This window comes from Saccharibacillus kuerlensis DSM 22868 (assembly GCF_000378145.1).
GTDB classification, from domain to species: domain Bacteria; phylum Bacillota; class Bacilli; order Paenibacillales; family Paenibacillaceae; genus Saccharibacillus; species Saccharibacillus kuerlensis.
In genome coordinates, this window is sequence record NZ_KB899281.1 from 48,178 (window position 1) to 65,068 (window position 16,891).

General features: G+C 51.0%; 16 protein-coding genes. 11 read left to right on the plus strand and 5 right to left on the minus strand.

The window, feature by feature from the left end:
- Positions 1-13 precede the first annotated feature (13 nt).
- From F456_RS0107715 to F456_RS0107725, 3 genes are all read left to right on the plus strand, one after another.
- The gene (locus F456_RS0107715; protein ID WP_018976436.1) at positions 14-532 is read left to right on the plus strand and encodes a DUF5590 domain-containing protein; all 519 of its coding nucleotides are present in this window, start codon (positions 14-16) and stop codon (positions 530-532) included.
- 398 nt (positions 533-930) lie between these two features.
- Positions 931-1,476 (plus strand): heavy-metal-associated domain-containing protein, encoded by a 546-nt coding sequence (locus tag F456_RS0107720; RefSeq protein WP_018976437.1) that lies wholly within the window; start codon positions 931-933, stop codon positions 1,474-1,476.
- Positions 1,469-2,971, plus strand: a complete 1,503-nt coding sequence (locus tag F456_RS0107725; protein WP_018976438.1) for an AAA family ATPase — start codon at positions 1,469-1,471, stop codon at positions 2,969-2,971. Before F456_RS0107720 ends, F456_RS0107725 begins: the two co-directional genes overlap by 8 nt.
- Positions 2,972-3,084: 113 nt before the next feature.
- Here the strand turns inward: F456_RS0107725 and F456_RS25080 are convergent, their stop codons facing one another.
- Positions 3,085-3,903 carry a tautomerase family protein gene (locus tag F456_RS25080; RefSeq protein WP_018976439.1) on the minus strand — a complete coding sequence of 273 codons (819 nt, stop codon included), beginning with the start codon at positions 3,901-3,903 and terminating at the stop codon, positions 3,085-3,087.
- A 110-nt stretch (positions 3,904-4,013) separates the two neighbouring features.
- On the opposite strand from F456_RS25080, the gene F456_RS0107740 reads away from it, so the two are divergent.
- The 8 genes from F456_RS0107740 (at position 4,014) to F456_RS0107775 (ending at position 11,943) form a co-directional block, all read left to right on the plus strand.
- Positions 4,014-4,895, plus strand: a complete 882-nt coding sequence (locus F456_RS0107740; RefSeq protein WP_018976440.1) for a LysR family transcriptional regulator — start codon at positions 4,014-4,016, stop codon at positions 4,893-4,895.
- Between the two features lie 197 nt (positions 4,896-5,092).
- On the plus strand, positions 5,093-5,965 hold the full coding sequence (locus F456_RS0107745; protein ID WP_018976441.1) for a 3-hydroxyacyl-CoA dehydrogenase family protein: 873 nt from the start codon (positions 5,093-5,095) through the stop codon (positions 5,963-5,965).
- Positions 5,962-7,170, plus strand: a complete 1,209-nt coding sequence (locus F456_RS0107750; protein ID WP_018976442.1) for an acetate/propionate family kinase — start codon at positions 5,962-5,964, stop codon at positions 7,168-7,170. The genes F456_RS0107745 and F456_RS0107750 overlap by 4 nt, the downstream gene beginning before the upstream one ends.
- Before the next feature lie 24 nt (positions 7,171-7,194).
- On the plus strand, positions 7,195-8,490 hold the full coding sequence (gene asnS, locus F456_RS0107755; RefSeq protein WP_018976443.1) for an asparagine--tRNA ligase: 1,296 nt from the start codon (positions 7,195-7,197) through the stop codon (positions 8,488-8,490).
- A gap of 57 nt (positions 8,491-8,547) precedes the next feature.
- Entirely contained in the window at positions 8,548-9,231 is a 684-nt protein-coding gene (locus tag F456_RS0107760) for a DnaD domain-containing protein (RefSeq protein ID WP_018976444.1), read from the plus strand.
- 513 nt (positions 9,232-9,744) lie between these two features.
- Positions 9,745-10,278: an RNA polymerase sigma factor gene (locus F456_RS0107765; protein ID WP_018976445.1), complete on the plus strand. Its 534-nt coding sequence runs from the start codon at positions 9,745-9,747 to the stop codon at positions 10,276-10,278.
- On the plus strand, positions 10,275-10,745 hold the full coding sequence (locus tag F456_RS0107770) for a hypothetical protein (protein WP_018976446.1): 471 nt from the start codon (positions 10,275-10,277) through the stop codon (positions 10,743-10,745). The genes F456_RS0107765 and F456_RS0107770 overlap by 4 nt, the downstream gene beginning before the upstream one ends.
- Positions 10,726-11,943 (plus strand): DUF6677 family protein, encoded by a 1,218-nt coding sequence (locus tag F456_RS0107775; RefSeq protein ID WP_018976447.1) that lies wholly within the window; start codon positions 10,726-10,728, stop codon positions 11,941-11,943. Before F456_RS0107770 ends, F456_RS0107775 begins: the two co-directional genes overlap by 20 nt.
- A 123-nt stretch (positions 11,944-12,066) precedes the next feature.
- On the opposite strand, the gene proC is transcribed toward F456_RS0107775, so the two are convergent.
- The 4 genes from proC to F456_RS0107795 form a co-directional block, all read right to left on the minus strand.
- The gene (gene proC / locus F456_RS0107780; RefSeq protein WP_018976448.1) at positions 12,067-12,945 is read right to left on the minus strand and encodes a pyrroline-5-carboxylate reductase; all 879 of its coding nucleotides are present in this window, start codon (positions 12,943-12,945) and stop codon (positions 12,067-12,069) included.
- A gap of 53 nt (positions 12,946-12,998) precedes the next feature.
- The gene (locus F456_RS0107785) at positions 12,999-14,309 is read right to left on the minus strand and encodes a glutamate-5-semialdehyde dehydrogenase (RefSeq protein WP_018976449.1); all 1,311 of its coding nucleotides are present in this window, start codon (positions 14,307-14,309) and stop codon (positions 12,999-13,001) included.
- 63 nt (positions 14,310-14,372) lie between these two features.
- Positions 14,373-15,476 (minus strand): glutamate 5-kinase, encoded by a 1,104-nt coding sequence (gene proB / locus F456_RS0107790; RefSeq protein WP_018976450.1) that lies wholly within the window; start codon positions 15,474-15,476, stop codon positions 14,373-14,375.
- Positions 15,477-15,903: 427 nt separating this feature from the next.
- On the minus strand, positions 15,904-16,821 hold the full coding sequence (locus F456_RS0107795) for a LysR family transcriptional regulator (RefSeq protein ID WP_018976451.1): 918 nt from the start codon (positions 16,819-16,821) through the stop codon (positions 15,904-15,906).
- Positions 16,822-16,891: the final 70 nt, after the last annotated feature.

The following is a 16,891-nucleotide window of genomic DNA, read 5'->3' on the forward strand; positions in this document are numbered from 1 at the left end:
GGAGGAAGTCAACGTGAGTAAGCGTACGAAAATGATTATACTAGTCATACTTATCGTTCTGATTCTGCTGACGGGAGCCTATTTGTACTATACGCTCTCCCTGCAGGAACGAACGAAGGAACGCAATGCGGCTATCGCTTCGGCACGTTCCCAGGCACAGCTGACGGAAGTAAAGCGTGCCGACAAGTGGGTCTGGGGTGAAAATTCGATCTTTTGGGTTATTCAAGGTACAACGGATAGCGGAGAAGAAGAGTATGTCTGGCTGAAGTATACGTCCGAAGGTACGCCTGCGGAGGGTGAGAATGCACTTCGTACCTTGGCGGTTAACGGTACAGTGACTCGCGAGGATATGCGAAGCCGCTTCGAAGCCGAATATCCGGATGCGAAGCTGGTTCGCATGCTGCCGGGCATTCACAATAATCAATACGTTTGGCAAATTTTTTACGAGCAGAATGACAAGCATTACTACCAGTTCTACAATCTAAAGGACGGAAGCGCGATCGGTGAAGCATTCGAAATGGCGAAGTGGTAGGAAATAGCTGTTCCGATAAACGAAAAGACCTCTCTGTTTTGCAGAGAGGTCTTTTTTATAGGTACTTTTCTTGAATTGAAAAATGAAAGCCTTATACGCCTCTGAATGCTTCTAGGAAGTGCCTGAATTGTGCAGGGAGACTTTTCCCGGTAAAGGTTCTACAAAGCAGTCACAAAGGCAAGTTTATGCAAATTAGAAAATGGGAAAACGGTGTGATATACTTATGTTCAACAAAGAGTTAAATTTGAACAAAGAAGGAATTCGATTGGTTTATACGAAGATACCTTGAAAAGCGCCAACGGACATTTTCCGAAAATGTCGAATGCGCACAAGGCTAGATGGATGTCATACTCTTGTCTATACGTTTACACACACAGCAAGAAGAGGAGAAATGCCCATTGAAAATTCGCATGCTTCCCGTTGTTATCACTGCTGCGCTGTCTTTGGTTTTATTGTTGGGCGGTTGGTTCCTATACCGTCAGACGGCCCTTGAGCGTCCTGTAGAGCAGATACTCAGTCAATATCCAGGCGTGAACAGCGCTCAAGTGAACATTACCCAGAACCAAGCACTTTTGAAACTCGATCTGCAATCGAATGTGGATTTGCGTGGAATGATTGCGGAACTTCGTAAGGAACAAGGACAGATGTTCAAAAAGCGTTCGATCGTTCTTGACATTGCCGACCATTCGACACCTGACATTGACGCATTGTGGAAAGAAGCTTCATTTTCCGTCGCCGAAGCCATGGCCAGCAAACGTTATACGATGATTCCCGACACGCTGTCCAAGATTCAGAGCGAGAATGACGAGTATACCATTTCAAGCGATATGGACAATCACTATATTTATGTAGCGCTCAGCTCCGCAACGGATAAAAAAGCGAACAAATACATTATTCTGCCGCTGACAGCGGCGCAAGGAACGGGAGGACAACCGAATGCCTAGATGGACAAAAGAAATATTGATCGGTTTTGCGGCGGCATTTGTCGTCTTCCTGCCGCTTGTCGGAGTTAACATTATGCCGCTGGCTGTACTGGCTTTGATCGGCGTAGGCGTTTTCGCCGTACTGCAGATGAAAGGCGGTCTGGCTGTTGGAGCTTCTCAAAACCGCAACCGTAAAAAGCAGAAACCGGATAAATTCACATTCGAGCAGATCGGCGGCCAAGATAATTCCAAACAAGAGCTGCGCGAGGCACTCGACTTCCTGATCAAACACGAAGAAATTAAGAAGCTGGGCATTCGTCCACTCAAAGGCATCCTGCTGACGGGTCCTCCGGGAACCGGCAAGACGCTGATGGCAAAAGCCGCTGCCCATTATACCGATTCCGTATTTGTTGCCGCTTCGGGCAGTGACTTTGTCGAAATGTACGTGGGCGTTGGCGCAGGACGAATTCGCGACTTGTTCAAAGATGCGCGTACCCGTGCAGCCCAAGAAAAGAAGCAGAACGCAATTATCTTTATCGACGAGATCGATGTAATCGGCGGTAAACGCGAAGGTGGACAGCAGCGTGAATACGATCAGACGCTGAACCAGCTGCTGACCGAAATGGACGGCATTTATACGAATGAAGAGCCGCGTATTCTGATCATTGCCGCTACCAACCGCAAAGAAATGCTGGACAGTGCACTGCTGCGTCCGGGCCGCTTCGACCGTCATATCCAAGTTGATCTGCCGGACAAAAAAGGCCGCAAGCATATTCTCGACCTGCACGCCAAAAGCCGTCCGGTATCGCCGGATGTCGATCTGGATCGTATTGCGGAAGAAGCATACAACTTCTCTGGTGCACAGCTGGAAAGCGTAATGAACGAAGCTGCAATCTATGCCATGCGTGAAGAGAAAGCCGTTATCGATCAGCAGCATCTCTCCCGTGCCATTGATAAAGTTATGCTCGGGGAGAAGACAGACCGCGAATCGACCGTCGAAGAAAAGCGTCGGGTTGCCATTCACGAATTAGGGCATGCGATTATGGCCGAAGTTCTGCGTCCGGGCAGCGTCAGCCAAGTTGCGCTTAGTCCTCGCGGACAGGCTCTCGGCTATGTGCGCCATAATCCGCAGAAGGAACAGTATCTGTACACAAAGCAGTTCCTCGAGGAACAGATCATGATCGCGCTGGCCGGTTCTGCCGCCGAAGAGTTGTATTACGGCGGACGCAGCACAGGCTCTCGCGGAGACTTCGAGCAGGCATTGAATCTGGTTGAGAACATGATCGTGTCAGGTCTGACCGATCTCGGCATTGTCAGCCTGAAGATGCTGACGCAGGAAGAACTGATGAAGCATAACGACAAGATTTTGCGTGCGCTGACCGAACAGACTCGCCGCGAGCTTGACCGTTATCGTACAGTGTTTGAAGGATCACTCGATATTTTGATGCATGAAGAAGTACTGTCGGGCGACCAGTTCCGTGCGCAGTTTCATGAATTAACTCAGCTGCCCGCCTGAAAGTAACTTTCTCCATAACAGTGAAAGACCTCCTAAGACTTCGCCGCTGGCGAGGGATTTGGAGGTCTTTTTGAAGTGAATGAGAAATAAATGTGAAGTGAATCCCTGCAAGGTTAAACTTTCGGCAGTTCATGCTCCAATATCTTCAGTGCCGAAGCCGTACGGGGCCAGCCAGCATAGAAGGCAAGATGTGTGCATACAGCCGACAATTCATCCCGTGACCATCCGTGTTTTTCAGCGAGATGCAGATGGTAGGGGAGCTGCTCGGATTGTCCTGCTGTTACGAGTGCCGATAGGGTAACAAGACTGCGTTCGCGCGGAGTGAGAGACGGATCTGCCCAGACTTCATCAAACAGTAAACGCTGCGTATAATCTGCAAAAGCTGGGGAGATGTCTGCATAGGCTTGTCCTGCGGAGTTTTCAAGCATGCTTTCGGACAATTTTTCATCAGGAAGACGGCCTGTACGGCAATTCCGAGTGTTTTGCTCCTCAGTATGGGCTTTCAGCTCCAATATGGTCTCCGGATCGCTCAGCCAAGAGGGAGGTGTGTCAATCATCTGTGCTTTTCCAAGACCGAAAGACCAATCTTCAAGTTCAGTCTCGACCAATATAATGAATATATCTTCCGGACGTATATGGCAGCGCTCGGCAATGCGTTCGGCAGCGTCCTGGTAGAAATTCCTTTTTTGCTTGCGGCTGCGTCCGGACCCGAGCGTGATTTCGATAAACAGCAGCTCTTCGCTGCGCTTTATGTCGAGATAGCTTGGGCTGAATTGAAAACCGGCAGGTTCGACTGCATGAAAAACATGAAAGAAGTCGTCAAGCGGAATTTGAAAGTGTTCAACCAGAGATTCCAAAAGAGTTTCGGCATAAGCTTGAAGCTGTACAGAGTTATGGCGATCCTGCCTGTAACTGGTACGAATGAAAGGCATATTCAGCTCTCCTTTTTGTTGGACTGCCTTTATTGTAGGACAGAGCAGCAGATCTATATAATTGAAAATGTGTGTGTAAAGATTCGGAAATGCGAATGGAGATGACTGGAATGGGTCTCAAAGAACTGCTTGCGTTTCAGGCGGTTATCGAGCAGGGGACGTTTGCCAAGGCTGCGGAAAAATTGCATTATGCGCAGTCGACCGTCACCGCACAGATTCAACGTCTGGAAAAAGAGTTAGGCTTTAAACTGTTCAATCGCGGCTGGGAAGCGGAATTGACAGAAGCAGGAAAGTTATATGCGGGCGAAGTTGAAGGACTGATTCGTCACTGGATTCATGTACATAATCAGGCATTGTCTCTCGGCGATGAAGAGAAAGGAGTGCTGACGTTCGGGGTAATCGAGCCTGCGGCAGAAAATGGACTCGCGCAGCTGATGGAGAATTTTCGCAAATCAAAGCCAGGGATCGAATGTCGAATATTAATTGATTCCAGTGAAAGACTGGCCCGGGCCATTCATACCGGAGAAATTGATTTGGCGCTCTGCGGTCGGCCCAGAGACATGGGCAGCGCTTATTTCGAGTCGTTGTACGAAGAAGAGATTGCTTTCATCGTTGACCGTTCGCATCCTCTGGGAGGACAGGATCGGCTCAGGGTTGAAGACTTTTATCGATATCCACTGATTGCAGGCGGAGAAGATTGTCTGTATCATCTTCGCTTAAAACAGGAATTTTCCACCTATCCCACTAAACCCTTCACCTGTACGGTCAGCCGTCTCTCCTCTATTCCGGCTTTGACCCGTGCAATGGGAGGAATAGGAGCGGTGGTAAGTACAATGCCTGTGCCCCAAGAGATGCGCTGCATCCCCTATACGTTGGAACATTCACGGATTCCGGTAGGATTGCTTTGGAGCGAAGAAGAGCGGCGTCCATGCCCTGGCAGAGACGTGTTAGAACAATTGATCCGCAGCGCTCACAAAATGTCTGAAACTTAAATGCCTCAAACATAGTTTGCAGGAGTAAAATGAAAATGCATGTCCATACTCGGCAGACTAAATTTTTTAACGCTCAATTTCTTTTTTACATTTTGGATATGCTAAGATATGATTAGATGTTGGGAATGCAAGACGCTCATGTCGGCTGTAGGAGTGGACAATCTTGCATGAGAGACCAGAAAGGATGAAAACTAGAGATGAATTTTAAAAAAATAGGCGTCGTCGGCGGCGGAGTCATGGGACAGGGGATCGCAGAAATGCTGGCTTCCCGAGGCCTTGACGTTCTGCTCGTTGAAAAGAATAATGAGAAATTGGATTATTCGTACAGCATGATCGAAACAAGTCTGGACAAGAAGCTGGAAAAATGGGGGATTACCCCGGCAGAGAAAAAGCTTACGCTGTCCAGAATTACGAAAGTGACCCACTTTGCGGACCTTGGTTCCTGCGATCTGGTCATCGAGACGATCTCGGAAGATCTGGAAGCGAAAAAAGCGGTATTCGCACAGCTTGATCAGGTTTGCCCGAGCCACGTTACACTGGCGAGCAACACGTCTGCGCTCAGCTTGACCGAAATCGGCAGCTCCACGATGCATCCGGAGCGCGTAATCGGCATGCACTTCATCTACCCGGTTGCTTCGATCAACCTGGTCGAACTGATTCGCGGTTTGAAAACTTCGGATACCGTATTTGATGCGGCGAAGAATTTCGTAGAAGAGACGCTCGACAAAAAAGGCATCATGGTTTACGAATCTCCTGGTTTTGTCAGCACTCGTCTGATCTGTACGCTGATCAACGAAGCGCTGCACGTGCTTGAAGAAGGCGTAGCTTCGGCCGAAGACATCGATGACGCAATGCGTATCGGATACCAGTTCAATCGCGGACCGCTCGAAATGTGCGACCGTTTCGGTTTGGACTCCGTTTTGGCGGCACTCGAAGGCATGTTCCGCGAATTCGGGGATATCAAGTATCGTCCGGCATTCATTTTGAAAAAAATGGTGCGTGCGGAACAGCTCGGTACAAAAACCGGCGAAGGATTTTTCAAGTACGACAAGGATGGTGACAGACTGTGAAAGTACTCGTAATCAACTCGGGGAGCTCCTCGCTTAAATATCAGCTGTATGACATGACCGACGAATCGGTTCTGGCCAAAGGATTGGTTGAACGGATCGGAATGGACTCGTCCATTCTGACGCACAAACCGACCGGCAAAGAAGAAGTCGTAGAAGTCAGCGAAATTCTGGAACATAATACGGCGATTCGGAAAGTTATCGAAAAGCTGACCGACAAAACGCACGGCGTACTCGGAAGCGTTGACGAGATCAATGCGATCGGGCACCGCGTCGTGCACGGTGGAGAGTTCTTTAATGAATCTGCACTTGTCGACAAAGACACGAAAAAGAAAGTCCGCGCTCTGATTGACCTGGCTCCGCTGCATAATCCGGCGGCCGTTATGGGTATCGAAGCGTCGGAAATCAATATGCCGGGAGTGCCGCAGGTCGTTGTCTTCGATACGGCGTTCCACCAGACGATGCCGGAGAAGTCGTACCTCTACGCTATTCCGCGCGTTCTCTACAACAAATACAAAGTGCGCCGCTACGGTTTCCACGGCACTTCGCACTATTATGTCAGTCTGGCAGCAGCAGAATTCCTCGGTAAGCCGTTGGAAGACCTTAAGGTCATCACGGCGCATATCGGCAACGGCGGCAGCCTTACGGCCGTTCAGGGCGGTATCTCTGTCGATACATCAATGGGCATGACTCCACTCGAAGGTCTCATGATGGGTACACGTTCCGGCGATCTGGATCCGGCTATCGTACCTTATGTCATGAACAAGGAAGAGCTGAGCGTAAGCGAAGTGAACTCCATGCTGAATAAGCACAGCGGTCTGCTGGCAATCTCGGGCGTAAGCAGCGATATGCGCGATATTACAGACGGCTGGGAGAAGGGCGAGCCGAATGCCAAGCTGGCGTTCGAAATGTACGAATACCGTCTGCGCAAGTATATTGGTTCTTATGCAGCAGCAATGAACGGTGTCGACGTACTGGTCTTCACGGCCGGCGTGGGCGAAAATTCCGCTATCGTTCGCAAAGAAGTCTGCAACAATTTGTCGTACCTGGGTATCGAGATCGACGACGAATTGAACAAGGTTCGCTCCGGCGATCCACGCCGCATTTCGACGCCGAATTCCAAAGTGGAAGTACTGGTTGTGCCGACGAACGAAGAGCTCGTCATTGCGCGCGACACGTACCGGATTGTCGAAGAAGCAAAAGCTTAACATACAGAGAGAGGAATGACTTGCATGTCTACCAAAACAGACATCCGCAGCGTAAGCAGCCACGTCGGCGAGACGGTAAGAATCGGCTGCTGGGTGAATAACAAGCGTTCGAGCGGAAAAATTCAATTTCTACAGCTTCGCGACGGTACCGGATATATTCAAGGCGTCGTTGTCAAAAGCGAAGTCTCGGAAGAAATCTGGAATGATGCCAAAAGCCTGACGCAAGAAAGTTCGCTGTATGTGACAGGCGTTATTCGTGAAGAACCGCGCAGCAAATCCGGCTATGAAATGACAGTTACGGGAATTGAAGTGCTGCATATCACTGAAGATTATCCGATTACGCCAAAAGAGCACGGAGTAGACTTCCTGATGGATCACCGTCACCTCTGGCTCCGTTCTACGAAACAGCGTGCGGTTATGGTCGTTCGTGCGCAGATCGTTCGCGCCGTTCGGGAATTTTTCGATACAAGAGGCTTCACGCTGATGGACCCTCCGATTCTGACGCCGTCTTCTGCCGAAGGCACAACGGAATTGTTCCACATCAAATACTTTGATGAGGATGCTTACCTGACGCAAAGCGGTCAGTTGTATATGGAAGCCGCAGCGATGGCGCTTGGCAAAGTATATTCGTTCGGTCCGACATTCCGTGCCGAAAAATCCAAAACTCGCCGTCACCTGATCGAGTTCTGGATGATCGAACCGGAAATGGCTTTCGTAGAATTGGAAGAAAGTCTGGAAATTCAAGAACAGTTCGTCAGCTACGTGGTGCAGTCCGTGTTGGACAACTGCCGTGCCGAGCTGGAGACGTTGGAGCGCGACGTGAGCAAGCTGGAGCAGATTACAGGTTCGTTCCCGCGTATCACGTACGATGAAGCCATCGAGTTCTTGAACAACAACGGATTTGACGTGCCATGGGGCGAAGATTTCGGTGCTCCTCACGAAACGGCGATCGCCAACCATTACGACAAGCCGGTATTCATTACGCATTACCCGGCGGAAATTAAAGCCTTCTACATGAAACCTGATCCTAACCGCCCGGAAGTCGTGCTGTGTGCCGATATGATCGCGCCGGAAGGCTACGGAGAGATTATCGGAGGTTCGCAGCGGATCGACGATCCGAAGCTGATGGAAGAGCGTTTCGAACAGCATAACCTAACGTCCGACGCCTATAAATGGTACATGGATCTGCGCAAATACGGTTCTGTGCCTCACTCGGGCTTCGGTCTGGGGCTGGAACGTACAGTTGCTTGGATCTGCGGCCTCGATCACGTCCGCGAGACGATTCCGTTCCCGCGTATGCTGTACCGTCTCTATCCGTAAGGCGCTTTACGCATGCTGCGCAGAGCCGATTATGCAGGCGGAAGGAGGAACAAACGGGTGAATGACGAAGCCTGGAAGACTTGGTCCATGGGAGTCTCCTATGCGATGGAATCGCCTCAGGTTCATATTCCTCACGCCCTGCTGCGTTTTTACCGCAAGATGGATCTCAGTTTGGAGGAAGCGATGCTGCTTATTCAGCTCATCGCCTTCCGCCAAGCGGAGTTGAACGACTTCCCGACCCTTGAAGAACTGCAGGAGCGAACCGGGATGGAGCCGAGCGAACTCGCCGCTAGGCTTCAGCGTTTGATCAAAGACGGGTTTCTGGCTATCCATGAGGACGAGGACACGCCATCCGGTATCCGCTTTGAACGCTACAACCTGGCCGGGCTGTATGAGCGCTTGGCAGGCTGCTTGGCCGAAGAGCGCCGCAGCCAGCGCCGGATGGAACGTCCGGCAGCAGTTCCTGAAGACGACACAGAAACAGCTGATAACCTGTTCGGAGTGTTCGAACAAGAATTTGCCCGCCCTTTGTCGCCGATGGAGTGCGAGACGATCTCCGTTTGGATTGATCAGGACCGGTATCCGGAAGAGCTGATTTTGTTGGCACTGAAAGAAGCGGTATTTGCAGGTAAACTGCATTTCCGCTATATCGACCGGATCCTTCTTGAATGGAGCCGCAACCGGGTACGTACCCCGGAAGACGTCCGTGCCTATTCTCAGAAATTTAGAGGGCAAAGGTGATTTTTTGTATTCGAGCCAACAGCGAGAATAAAAAAATCACCGATTAAAAGGTGAATTTCCGCACTCGAGCTAACAGCGAGAGAGAGGAAACTCACCGATAAAAAAGGTGAATTTCCGCACTCGAGCTAACAGCGAGAGAGAGGAAACTCACCGACAGAAAAAGGTGAATTTCCACATTTGAGCTAACAGCGACAATGAGGAAACTCACTCTACAAACGTCAAAATACGTTTGTCCAAGCTTTTTCGTCGATACAGACAATCGTGCGTCCCGACGTTTATCGCAAAGCCTTGCGGCCTTCTGCCGCAAGGCTTTTTTGTCTGTAACCCATCGCTGTACATCATCATTTGCGCTGCTGTATTTTATTCGAAGACGCAGTATGATTAGAGATGACAGCTTGACTTCAGACCCGGATGGAAAAATCGCAAACTATTTTGTAAAAACATGCAGGGTTGTTCCCGATAGGTGCGTCTATATAAGCGGGAAAGGGGGGGAGCAAGATTGATGAACAGGAATTGATTCGACGTATTCTGCGCGGAGAGGACGACGCGTTTCGCGAGCTCGTTGACACATACAGGCAGCACGTATTTCGTATAGCCTTCTCGGTACTGCGCAGCGAGAAGGATGCCGAAGATGCCGCGCAGGAAGTGTTTGTCCAAATTCATAAATCGCTCCCTGATTACCGTTCCCAAGGTTTCAAGACGTGGATCTCGCGGATTGCCATGAACAAAGCGATCGACTTCAAGCGCAAGCAGAATCGAAGACACGAAGATCTGTATGATTCGGAACCGGCTCTTCTGCAGATTGCGTCAGGAGACGAAGCACCACTGACCCGTATTCTGCGCGAAGAACGGTCGGATGAGATTAGGCAGCGTTTAGCGGATATGCCGCAGGGACATCGAGATGTAATTGAGGCATTTTATTTTCAGGGCAAAAATTATGAAGAAATATCGGCGGAAATGCATGTAACGGTCAAAACCGTCGAGTCAAAATTGTACCGGGCGCGAATGTGGATTCGGCAGCACTGGCGGGAGGAGGAATTGCGATGAATGAAATCGTACATTACGGGCCTAAGGAATGGACGGCCTACGTTCGCGGCACACTGTCCGAACCGCTTCGGGACAGACTGGAAGATCTGCTTCAGGGCGGAGACGAGCAGGCGTTTGAGTATTATATGATGGCGCTTGAAAATGTCGGCTCCGAGCTTCCGGGTCTAAACAACGAAGAAGCATTCAGCGAACGTGTTATAGCTGCAATTCCGAAAGAAGCCGATGTTAAGAGCAGACGCTTCGGCCGCAGATGGACAGAGCCGATTGTATTGTATACGGTGGCTGCTGCTGCTGCCCTGCTGCTGACCTTTACAGGTGCATTCGACCGGTTTGGTGAACAAGCGCTGCAAGCTGCGGACGAAGCGAGCAAAGTGTCTTACAGTCAAAAGCTGGCAGACGGGGCTTCAAGTTGGTTGAGCGGCTTTAAGGCGAAAGGAGCAAACAAACATGAATCAACAACGGAGTAGGGTGGCAGCGCTGCTGCTCAATATGGTGCCCGGGCTCGGTCATCTGTATTGGGGGAACAAAAAAAGAAGCTTCATCTATTTTCTGTTAATCGCCGGATTGTTCGTTGGAGGGGTGTTCCTGACGATTGTAACCGATGAAGACTCCTTCGTCATTATAGGAACGCTTGGAGCCATTTTTCTCTGGTTCATCAGCATGATGGATATGGTAGTTGTTCTGCTGAGCAGCCCAAGCAAACGGGATGAAGAAAGGCATTATGCTCGTGAAGAGGCTTATCGGCGCTATCGGGAGTATGAGCGGAATGTAATGAGAGAAGATCAAGGAATGGAACCGGGAATGAAATTCGATAGAGGTGGAGAACCGGATTATCCGCCTTACCCGCCAATCGGGGAAGGAAGAATGATACGTGATCCAGAGTATTTTTCTGACTCGGAGCGCTTTTACACGGTCATCCTCAGCTTTGTGCCGGGACTAGGGCATCTCTATATGGGACTGCTTCAACGAGGCGTATCGTTTTTGGCGGCGTTCTTCGGACTCGCTACGGCGCTTGTCTTCATGACCGGCTTTACCGGACAGGAATCGTTCCTGCTGTTCCTCGGTGTTCTGCCGATTATTTGGATCTACGGTATGTTTGATGCGGTTCAGCTGGCGGGACGCAAAAGTCAGGGAGAGAAAATTCGCGATTACTCCCTGATCGAAAAGTGGGATATGGGCCGGGAAGGGAGCAGCAAAAGTCGTACACTGGGGCTACTGCTGGCAATTGTACCTGGCGCATCACATATGTATCTGGGATTGATGAAACGCGGGGCACAGATGATGATTCTGTTCTTCGGCAGCATTTATATTCTTGATGTATTGGGATTGTCGTTGTTCCTGTTTCTGGTTCCGTTAATTTGGTTTTATGCGTTTTTTGATGCGCTTCAACAAAACGGACGTTATGGACACGAACCGCTGGTCGATACTCCACTGCTGCAAAACTTTTCGACCAACCGCGTTTGGATCGGCATCCTATTAGTCGTATTGGGTGTGTATTATGTGTTGAAAACGATCGTGATGCCGCTTATCGACCTGCATATGTCCTCTTACTGGTCCTGGTTATTTTACGAAACCGAGCCGTATGTCCGCAATGCGATCGTAGCGCTTCTGTTGATCGGCGGTGGACTCAAGATGCTGCGTTCCGGGAAAAAAGAAAGTGTTTAACACCTGATTTGGAGTACGCAGAATCCTACTAGATTGAACCAAATGCTAAAAAGCCCGTCCTATGAAGAGTCGAAAGACTCTTCATAGGACGGGCTTTGCTTTTTGCGGAATCAGCTGATGGAACTAGCCTTGATCGGATTTGGGCAGCTGCTGTTCCAGCTCGCGGCCCATTTCCGCCGAGCGTGCCGTACAGCTCTGAGCGGCGCGAATAACGGCACCGAAGAAATCGCTCTCGTCGAGTTTAAGGAGAGCAGCTTGGGTAGCTCCGTTAGGCGAAGTGACTTTACGGCGAAGTTCGGCCGGTTCTTCACCTGTCTGACGAACCATTTGTGCTGCGCCGAGCACGGTCTGTATCGTCATCTCACGGGCTTGTTCGGAAGTCAATCCTCCAAGTACCGCAGCTTCCATTAGTGCTTCCATCATGTAATAGACATATGCCGGACCGCTGCCTGAAATTCCGGTCAGCGAATCGATTTTTTCTTCTTCAGTTTCGACAATCATTCCGACCGCTTCGAACAGAAGACGTGCCGTACGGCGGTGTTCTTCGGAGAGCCCGGCTGAATAACTGAGTCCGGTAACCCCAAGACCGATCGAACTGGACGTGTTGGGCATTGTGCGAACAATCGGCTGCTCGGGACGCCCGAGCAGCGTATGCATCGTACCGATCGAGAGTCCGGCAATCATGGATACGATCAAGGTACGGGGACCGATCAGCTTACCCAGCTGTTGAAGGGCTTCGGCGGCATCTTTCGGTTTCATTCCGAGGATAACAACCGGAGAATTGCGCAGCACCTCCTCTTTAGAGGTTGGATCGTTCGTTCCGGGAGTGCCGTAACGCTGCTTAAGATGCTCAAGGCGAGCGGTGTCGCTCCGGTTTAAGAATGTAAGTTGTGCAGGTGCAATGACTGCGCGGGCAATCAGGCCGCGGGCGACAGCCTCAGCCATCGAACCGGCGCCGAAAAAGCAGATAGGGTCTTCGATCAGCATGCGGGATTGGGTCATATTCATCTCATCCTTTCCAAGTTGAACAGCTGGGTGAATCGATAATGTCCGGTTTACTGGCGAATTTGACCAGTTCCGTAAATCCGGTATTTGGAGGAGGTCAGCGCAGGCAGCCCCATAGGTCCGCGTGCATGCAGCTTCTGTGTGCTGATACCGATTTCTGCGCCGAATCCGAATTCAAAACCGTCAGTGAAGCGGGTAGAAGCGTTATGATAGACCGCTGCAGCGTCAACTTCGTTCAGGAAGCGTACAGCGTTCTTCTCGTCCTCGGTTACGATACATTCGGAGTGTTTGGTCCCGAACTTGTCGATATGAGCTATCGCTTCATCTAGCCCACCTACAATCTTGATGTTCAGAATATAATCATTGTATTCTGTTCCGTAATCTTCTTCGGAAGCCGGGTTGGCTTCCGGCACAAGCTCACGAGTCCGTTCGTCGCCCCGCAGCTCGACATTGCGTTCCAGCAGCTGTCCTGCCAGAGAAGACAATTCACGATTTGCAAAATCTTCGTGCAGGATTAACGTTTCCATCGAATTGCAGACGGAAGGACGCTGGATTTTGGCGTTCAATGCAATAGCTTCGGCCATTGAAGGATCCGCAGACGCATCGAGATACGTATGACAGACGCCGGCGCCCGTTTCGATCACCGGTACAGTCGCATTTTGCACGACATTATTGATTAGGGAGCGGCCGCCTCGCGGAATAATTACATCAAGCAGACCGTTCAGCTTCAGCATTTCGTCGACCGAGCTGCGCGAAGCATCTTCGATTACTTGAAGGGCGTCCGGCGGAAGACTTGTCTGAGCCAGCGCGGCGCGAAGGACCTCGGCAATGCGCTTATTGGTGGACAAGGCAGCGGAACCGCCCCGAAGCACGACAGCATTGCCTGTTTTGAGGCATAGTGCAGCCGCGTCAACGGTCACATTCGGCCGTGCTTCGTAAATAATACCGATTACGCCGAGCGGTACGCTGACTTTCTCGATATGAAGTCCGTTCGGACGTTCAATAGTCTCGAGTACTCTCCCTGTTGGATCAGGCAGATCCGCAACCAATTTGAGTGCATCGGATATGGAAGTAATCCGCTCCGCGTTCAACATCAACCGGTCGAGAAGCGATTCGCTTGTGCCGCCTGCGCGTCCCCGCTCCAAATCTTCCCGGTTCGCTTCGATCAGTGAATCGGCTTCAACGATCAAAGCGTCAGCCATCGCCAGTAGGGCGGCGTTTTTCTCATCTGTGGATAGAGAAGCCATCCGGCGGGCAGCAGTGCCGGCGAGCGAGGCTTTGAATTTTACCTCGCTGTAAGAGTCGACAGTGCTGGATGCTTGGGCTGTGTCTGCTTGATCGGTAAGATTTTTTTCACTCATTATTATTTCCTCCTTATCCATATTTAAGAGATTGATCTCGAAAGTCACCCTGATGAAATCCAGTTACCCCAATGAAATCCATTCATCCCGATGGATCGCTTCCAGTCGGTGTAGATCTTTCAGTACCTCCAGCACTCGGGGTCCCGGTATCCCGCAGACACGCTGAAGGTCTTCCATATCATAATTGACGACGCCTCGTCCGACGATATCTCCTTCAGGACCGCGCACTTCGACGACGTCTCCTTCGTGAAATTGCCCTTCCACAGCCGTAATGCCGACGGGGAGCAGACTGCGACCTTCTTCGGCAAGTGCACGTTTTGCACCGGCATCGACAATCAGAGCACCGAGAGGGCGCGATAGATAGCCAAGCCACTGCTTCTTGACCGGCATGGAAGCCACCCGTGTCGTGAACAGCGTTCCGCGTCCTCCGCCCGAAGCGGCGGCGGTCAGATCGCCGGCTTCGCTTGCACGGCCGATAAAGACCGGGACTCCTCCGCGGGTAGCGATCCGGGCGGCATCGAGCTTGGATCGCATGCCGCCGGTACCGACACTGCTTCCGCTGCCGCCGGCCATCCGGTAGATCTCATCGCTAATTTCGTCGATCGTCTCGTATTTGAAAGCATTCGGATCATTCCGCGGATCGGCGCTGTAGAGACCGTCCATATCAGTCAGAATAATCAGCCGCTCCGCTTTGACCAGGTTGGCGACGAGGGCAGACAAGGTGTCGTTATCACCAAATTTCAGTTCGTCGACGGATACCGTATCGTTCTCGTTGAATATCGGAAGAATACCGCGCGCCAGTAGTTCCTCGACCGTCATGACTGCATTGCCGATTCGCTGGCGGCTGTGGAAATCTGTACGGGTCAACAAGATTTGGGCGGCAACGTGACCGTAATCGGCCAGCGCCTCTTGATAAGCCTGCATAAGCAGTGCCTGTCCGACAGCTGCGGAGGCTTGTTTTTCATACAATTTTTTGGGGCGTTCAGAGTAGCCGATTGCCCGAAATCCAGCAGCTACGGCGCCGGAAGTAACCAGCAGCGGCTGATAGCCAAGTTTGTACAAGGAAGCCAACTCCCCCGCGAAGTAAGCGACTGCTTCTCGATTAAGACCGCCTTGGCTGCTCGTCAGCGAACTGCTGCCTATTTTGACTACAATACGTTTTGACATGGAATTCTCCTTCTTTCTGCCGTACAAAATAAAAAAGCTTTCGTCCATGCACAGCCCGGGCTATGCGAAGGACGAAAGCTTGACATGCGCTTCCGCGGTACCACCTTGATTGACGGCCGAAGCCGCCCCACTTGAACCCTGCTAACGGAGGGCGCCGTCCGGAATTGTCGTCCGGATCGCTCGGAGGTAGGTTTCAGAAAGACCGAACTGTGAATTCTTACAGCCAAAGGGTTGCGTACAGACAACGAAGTGCCAACACAAACCGCAAAGGAATTCACTCTCTGGAAGGTGGCCCCTTTCTTACTGGTCCCGTCATTGCGGTGTAACGTATAGTTTTTCCTAGAATAGCACGGAGAAGAAAGTTTGTAAAAGGGCGAATTTACGCAGGATGAAGCAGGAGTGTATGGATAATAGGACGGGACATTGATCAGGAACGGTTCAAGTTTTTCATGGTGTCCTGTAGAGTAACGATAAACGCCTCTGCCGCTTTGGACAACGAACGTCCTTTTCGATAGGCGATTACGAGAGTGCGATAGGGCACCGGATCAGCCAGCGGTAGGTAAAGCGGAAGCAGTTCGCTTCGCTTGGAACGAGCAACGAAGCGAGGAACAAGCGTTATGCCCATACCGGCTGCGACCAGTGACTGGAGCGTTTCCATATTGCTGCTCTCGAATACGACCTGCGGCTCGTACCCGGCTTCATGGCACAAATCGAGCACCATTTTACGGAAACCCTGCCCCTTCTTGAGAATGATAAAAGGTTCATGCTGCAGTTCTTTCATGTCGACGCTGGCCAATGGCGATGCCGAGAAGCGGAGAGCGAGTGGATGATTGGGCGGTACGGCAAGATCGATCGGCTCGTCAGCAATCCGTTCGTAATCAAGGGCCGGCTCGGTCAGCGGAAGAGAAAGCAGACTGATGTCCGTTTTTCCGGCGGCCGTCAGCCGTTCCAGATTTTGCGACGTATCCTCCACCAGTGTCACATCGATGCCGGAATAGCCCGAACGAAACTCGGGCAGGACGTGAGGTAGCAGATGAGAACCGGTCGTCGGCATACTGCCTACCGTGATACGTCCTTTACGCAGCTGTGAAATATCTTCCATCTCGACGCGCAAAAGGCTCATCTCGTCCACTATTCGTTGAGCGCGTTTCATGAATTCGCTGCCTGCATGAGTCAGTTCCACGCTGCTCGTATTGCGTTGAAAGAGCAGCACGCCAAGCTCTTTTTCCAATTTTGAAAGCTGCTGGCTGAGCGAAGGTTGAGCAATATGAAGTTTTTCCGCAGCCCGTGAGAAATTACGCTCGGCTGCAATCATCAGCGCATACTGAAGCTGTCTCAATTCCATGGGTATAACGCTCCTTCGCTTGGTCATCATTATCGCTTGTAACTTTTATTGTATAAGTTTTGTATCCCCA

Coding starts and splice junctions, on each gene's coding strand:
- asnS (WP_018976443.1), top strand. CDS start 7,195: ATGTCTACCAAAACAGACATCCGCAGCGTAAGCAGCCACGTCGGCGAG.
- proB (WP_018976450.1), bottom strand. CDS start 15,476: ATGTCAAAACGTATTGTAGTCAAAATAGGCAGCAGTTCGCTGACGAGC.
- F456_RS0107775 (WP_018976447.1), top strand. CDS start 10,726: ATGAATCAACAACGGAGTAGGGTGGCAGCGCTGCTGCTCAATATGGTG.
- F456_RS0107770 (WP_018976446.1), top strand. CDS start 10,275: ATGAATGAAATCGTACATTACGGGCCTAAGGAATGGACGGCCTACGTT.
- F456_RS0107785 (WP_018976449.1), bottom strand. CDS start 14,309: ATGAGTGAAAAAAATCTTACCGATCAAGCAGACACAGCCCAAGCATCC.
- F456_RS0107725 (WP_018976438.1), top strand. CDS start 1,469: ATGCCTAGATGGACAAAAGAAATATTGATCGGTTTTGCGGCGGCATTT.
- proC (WP_018976448.1), bottom strand. CDS start 12,945: ATGACCCAATCCCGCATGCTGATCGAAGACCCTATCTGCTTTTTCGGC.
- F456_RS0107740 (WP_018976440.1), top strand. CDS start 4,014: ATGGGTCTCAAAGAACTGCTTGCGTTTCAGGCGGTTATCGAGCAGGGG.
- F456_RS0107795 (WP_018976451.1), bottom strand. CDS start 16,821: ATGGAATTGAGACAGCTTCAGTATGCGCTGATGATTGCAGCCGAGCGT.
- F456_RS25080 (WP_018976439.1), bottom strand. CDS start 3,903: ATGCCTTTCATTCGTACCAGTTACAGGCAGGATCGCCATAACTCTGTA.
- F456_RS0107745 (WP_018976441.1), top strand. CDS start 5,093: ATGAATTTTAAAAAAATAGGCGTCGTCGGCGGCGGAGTCATGGGACAG.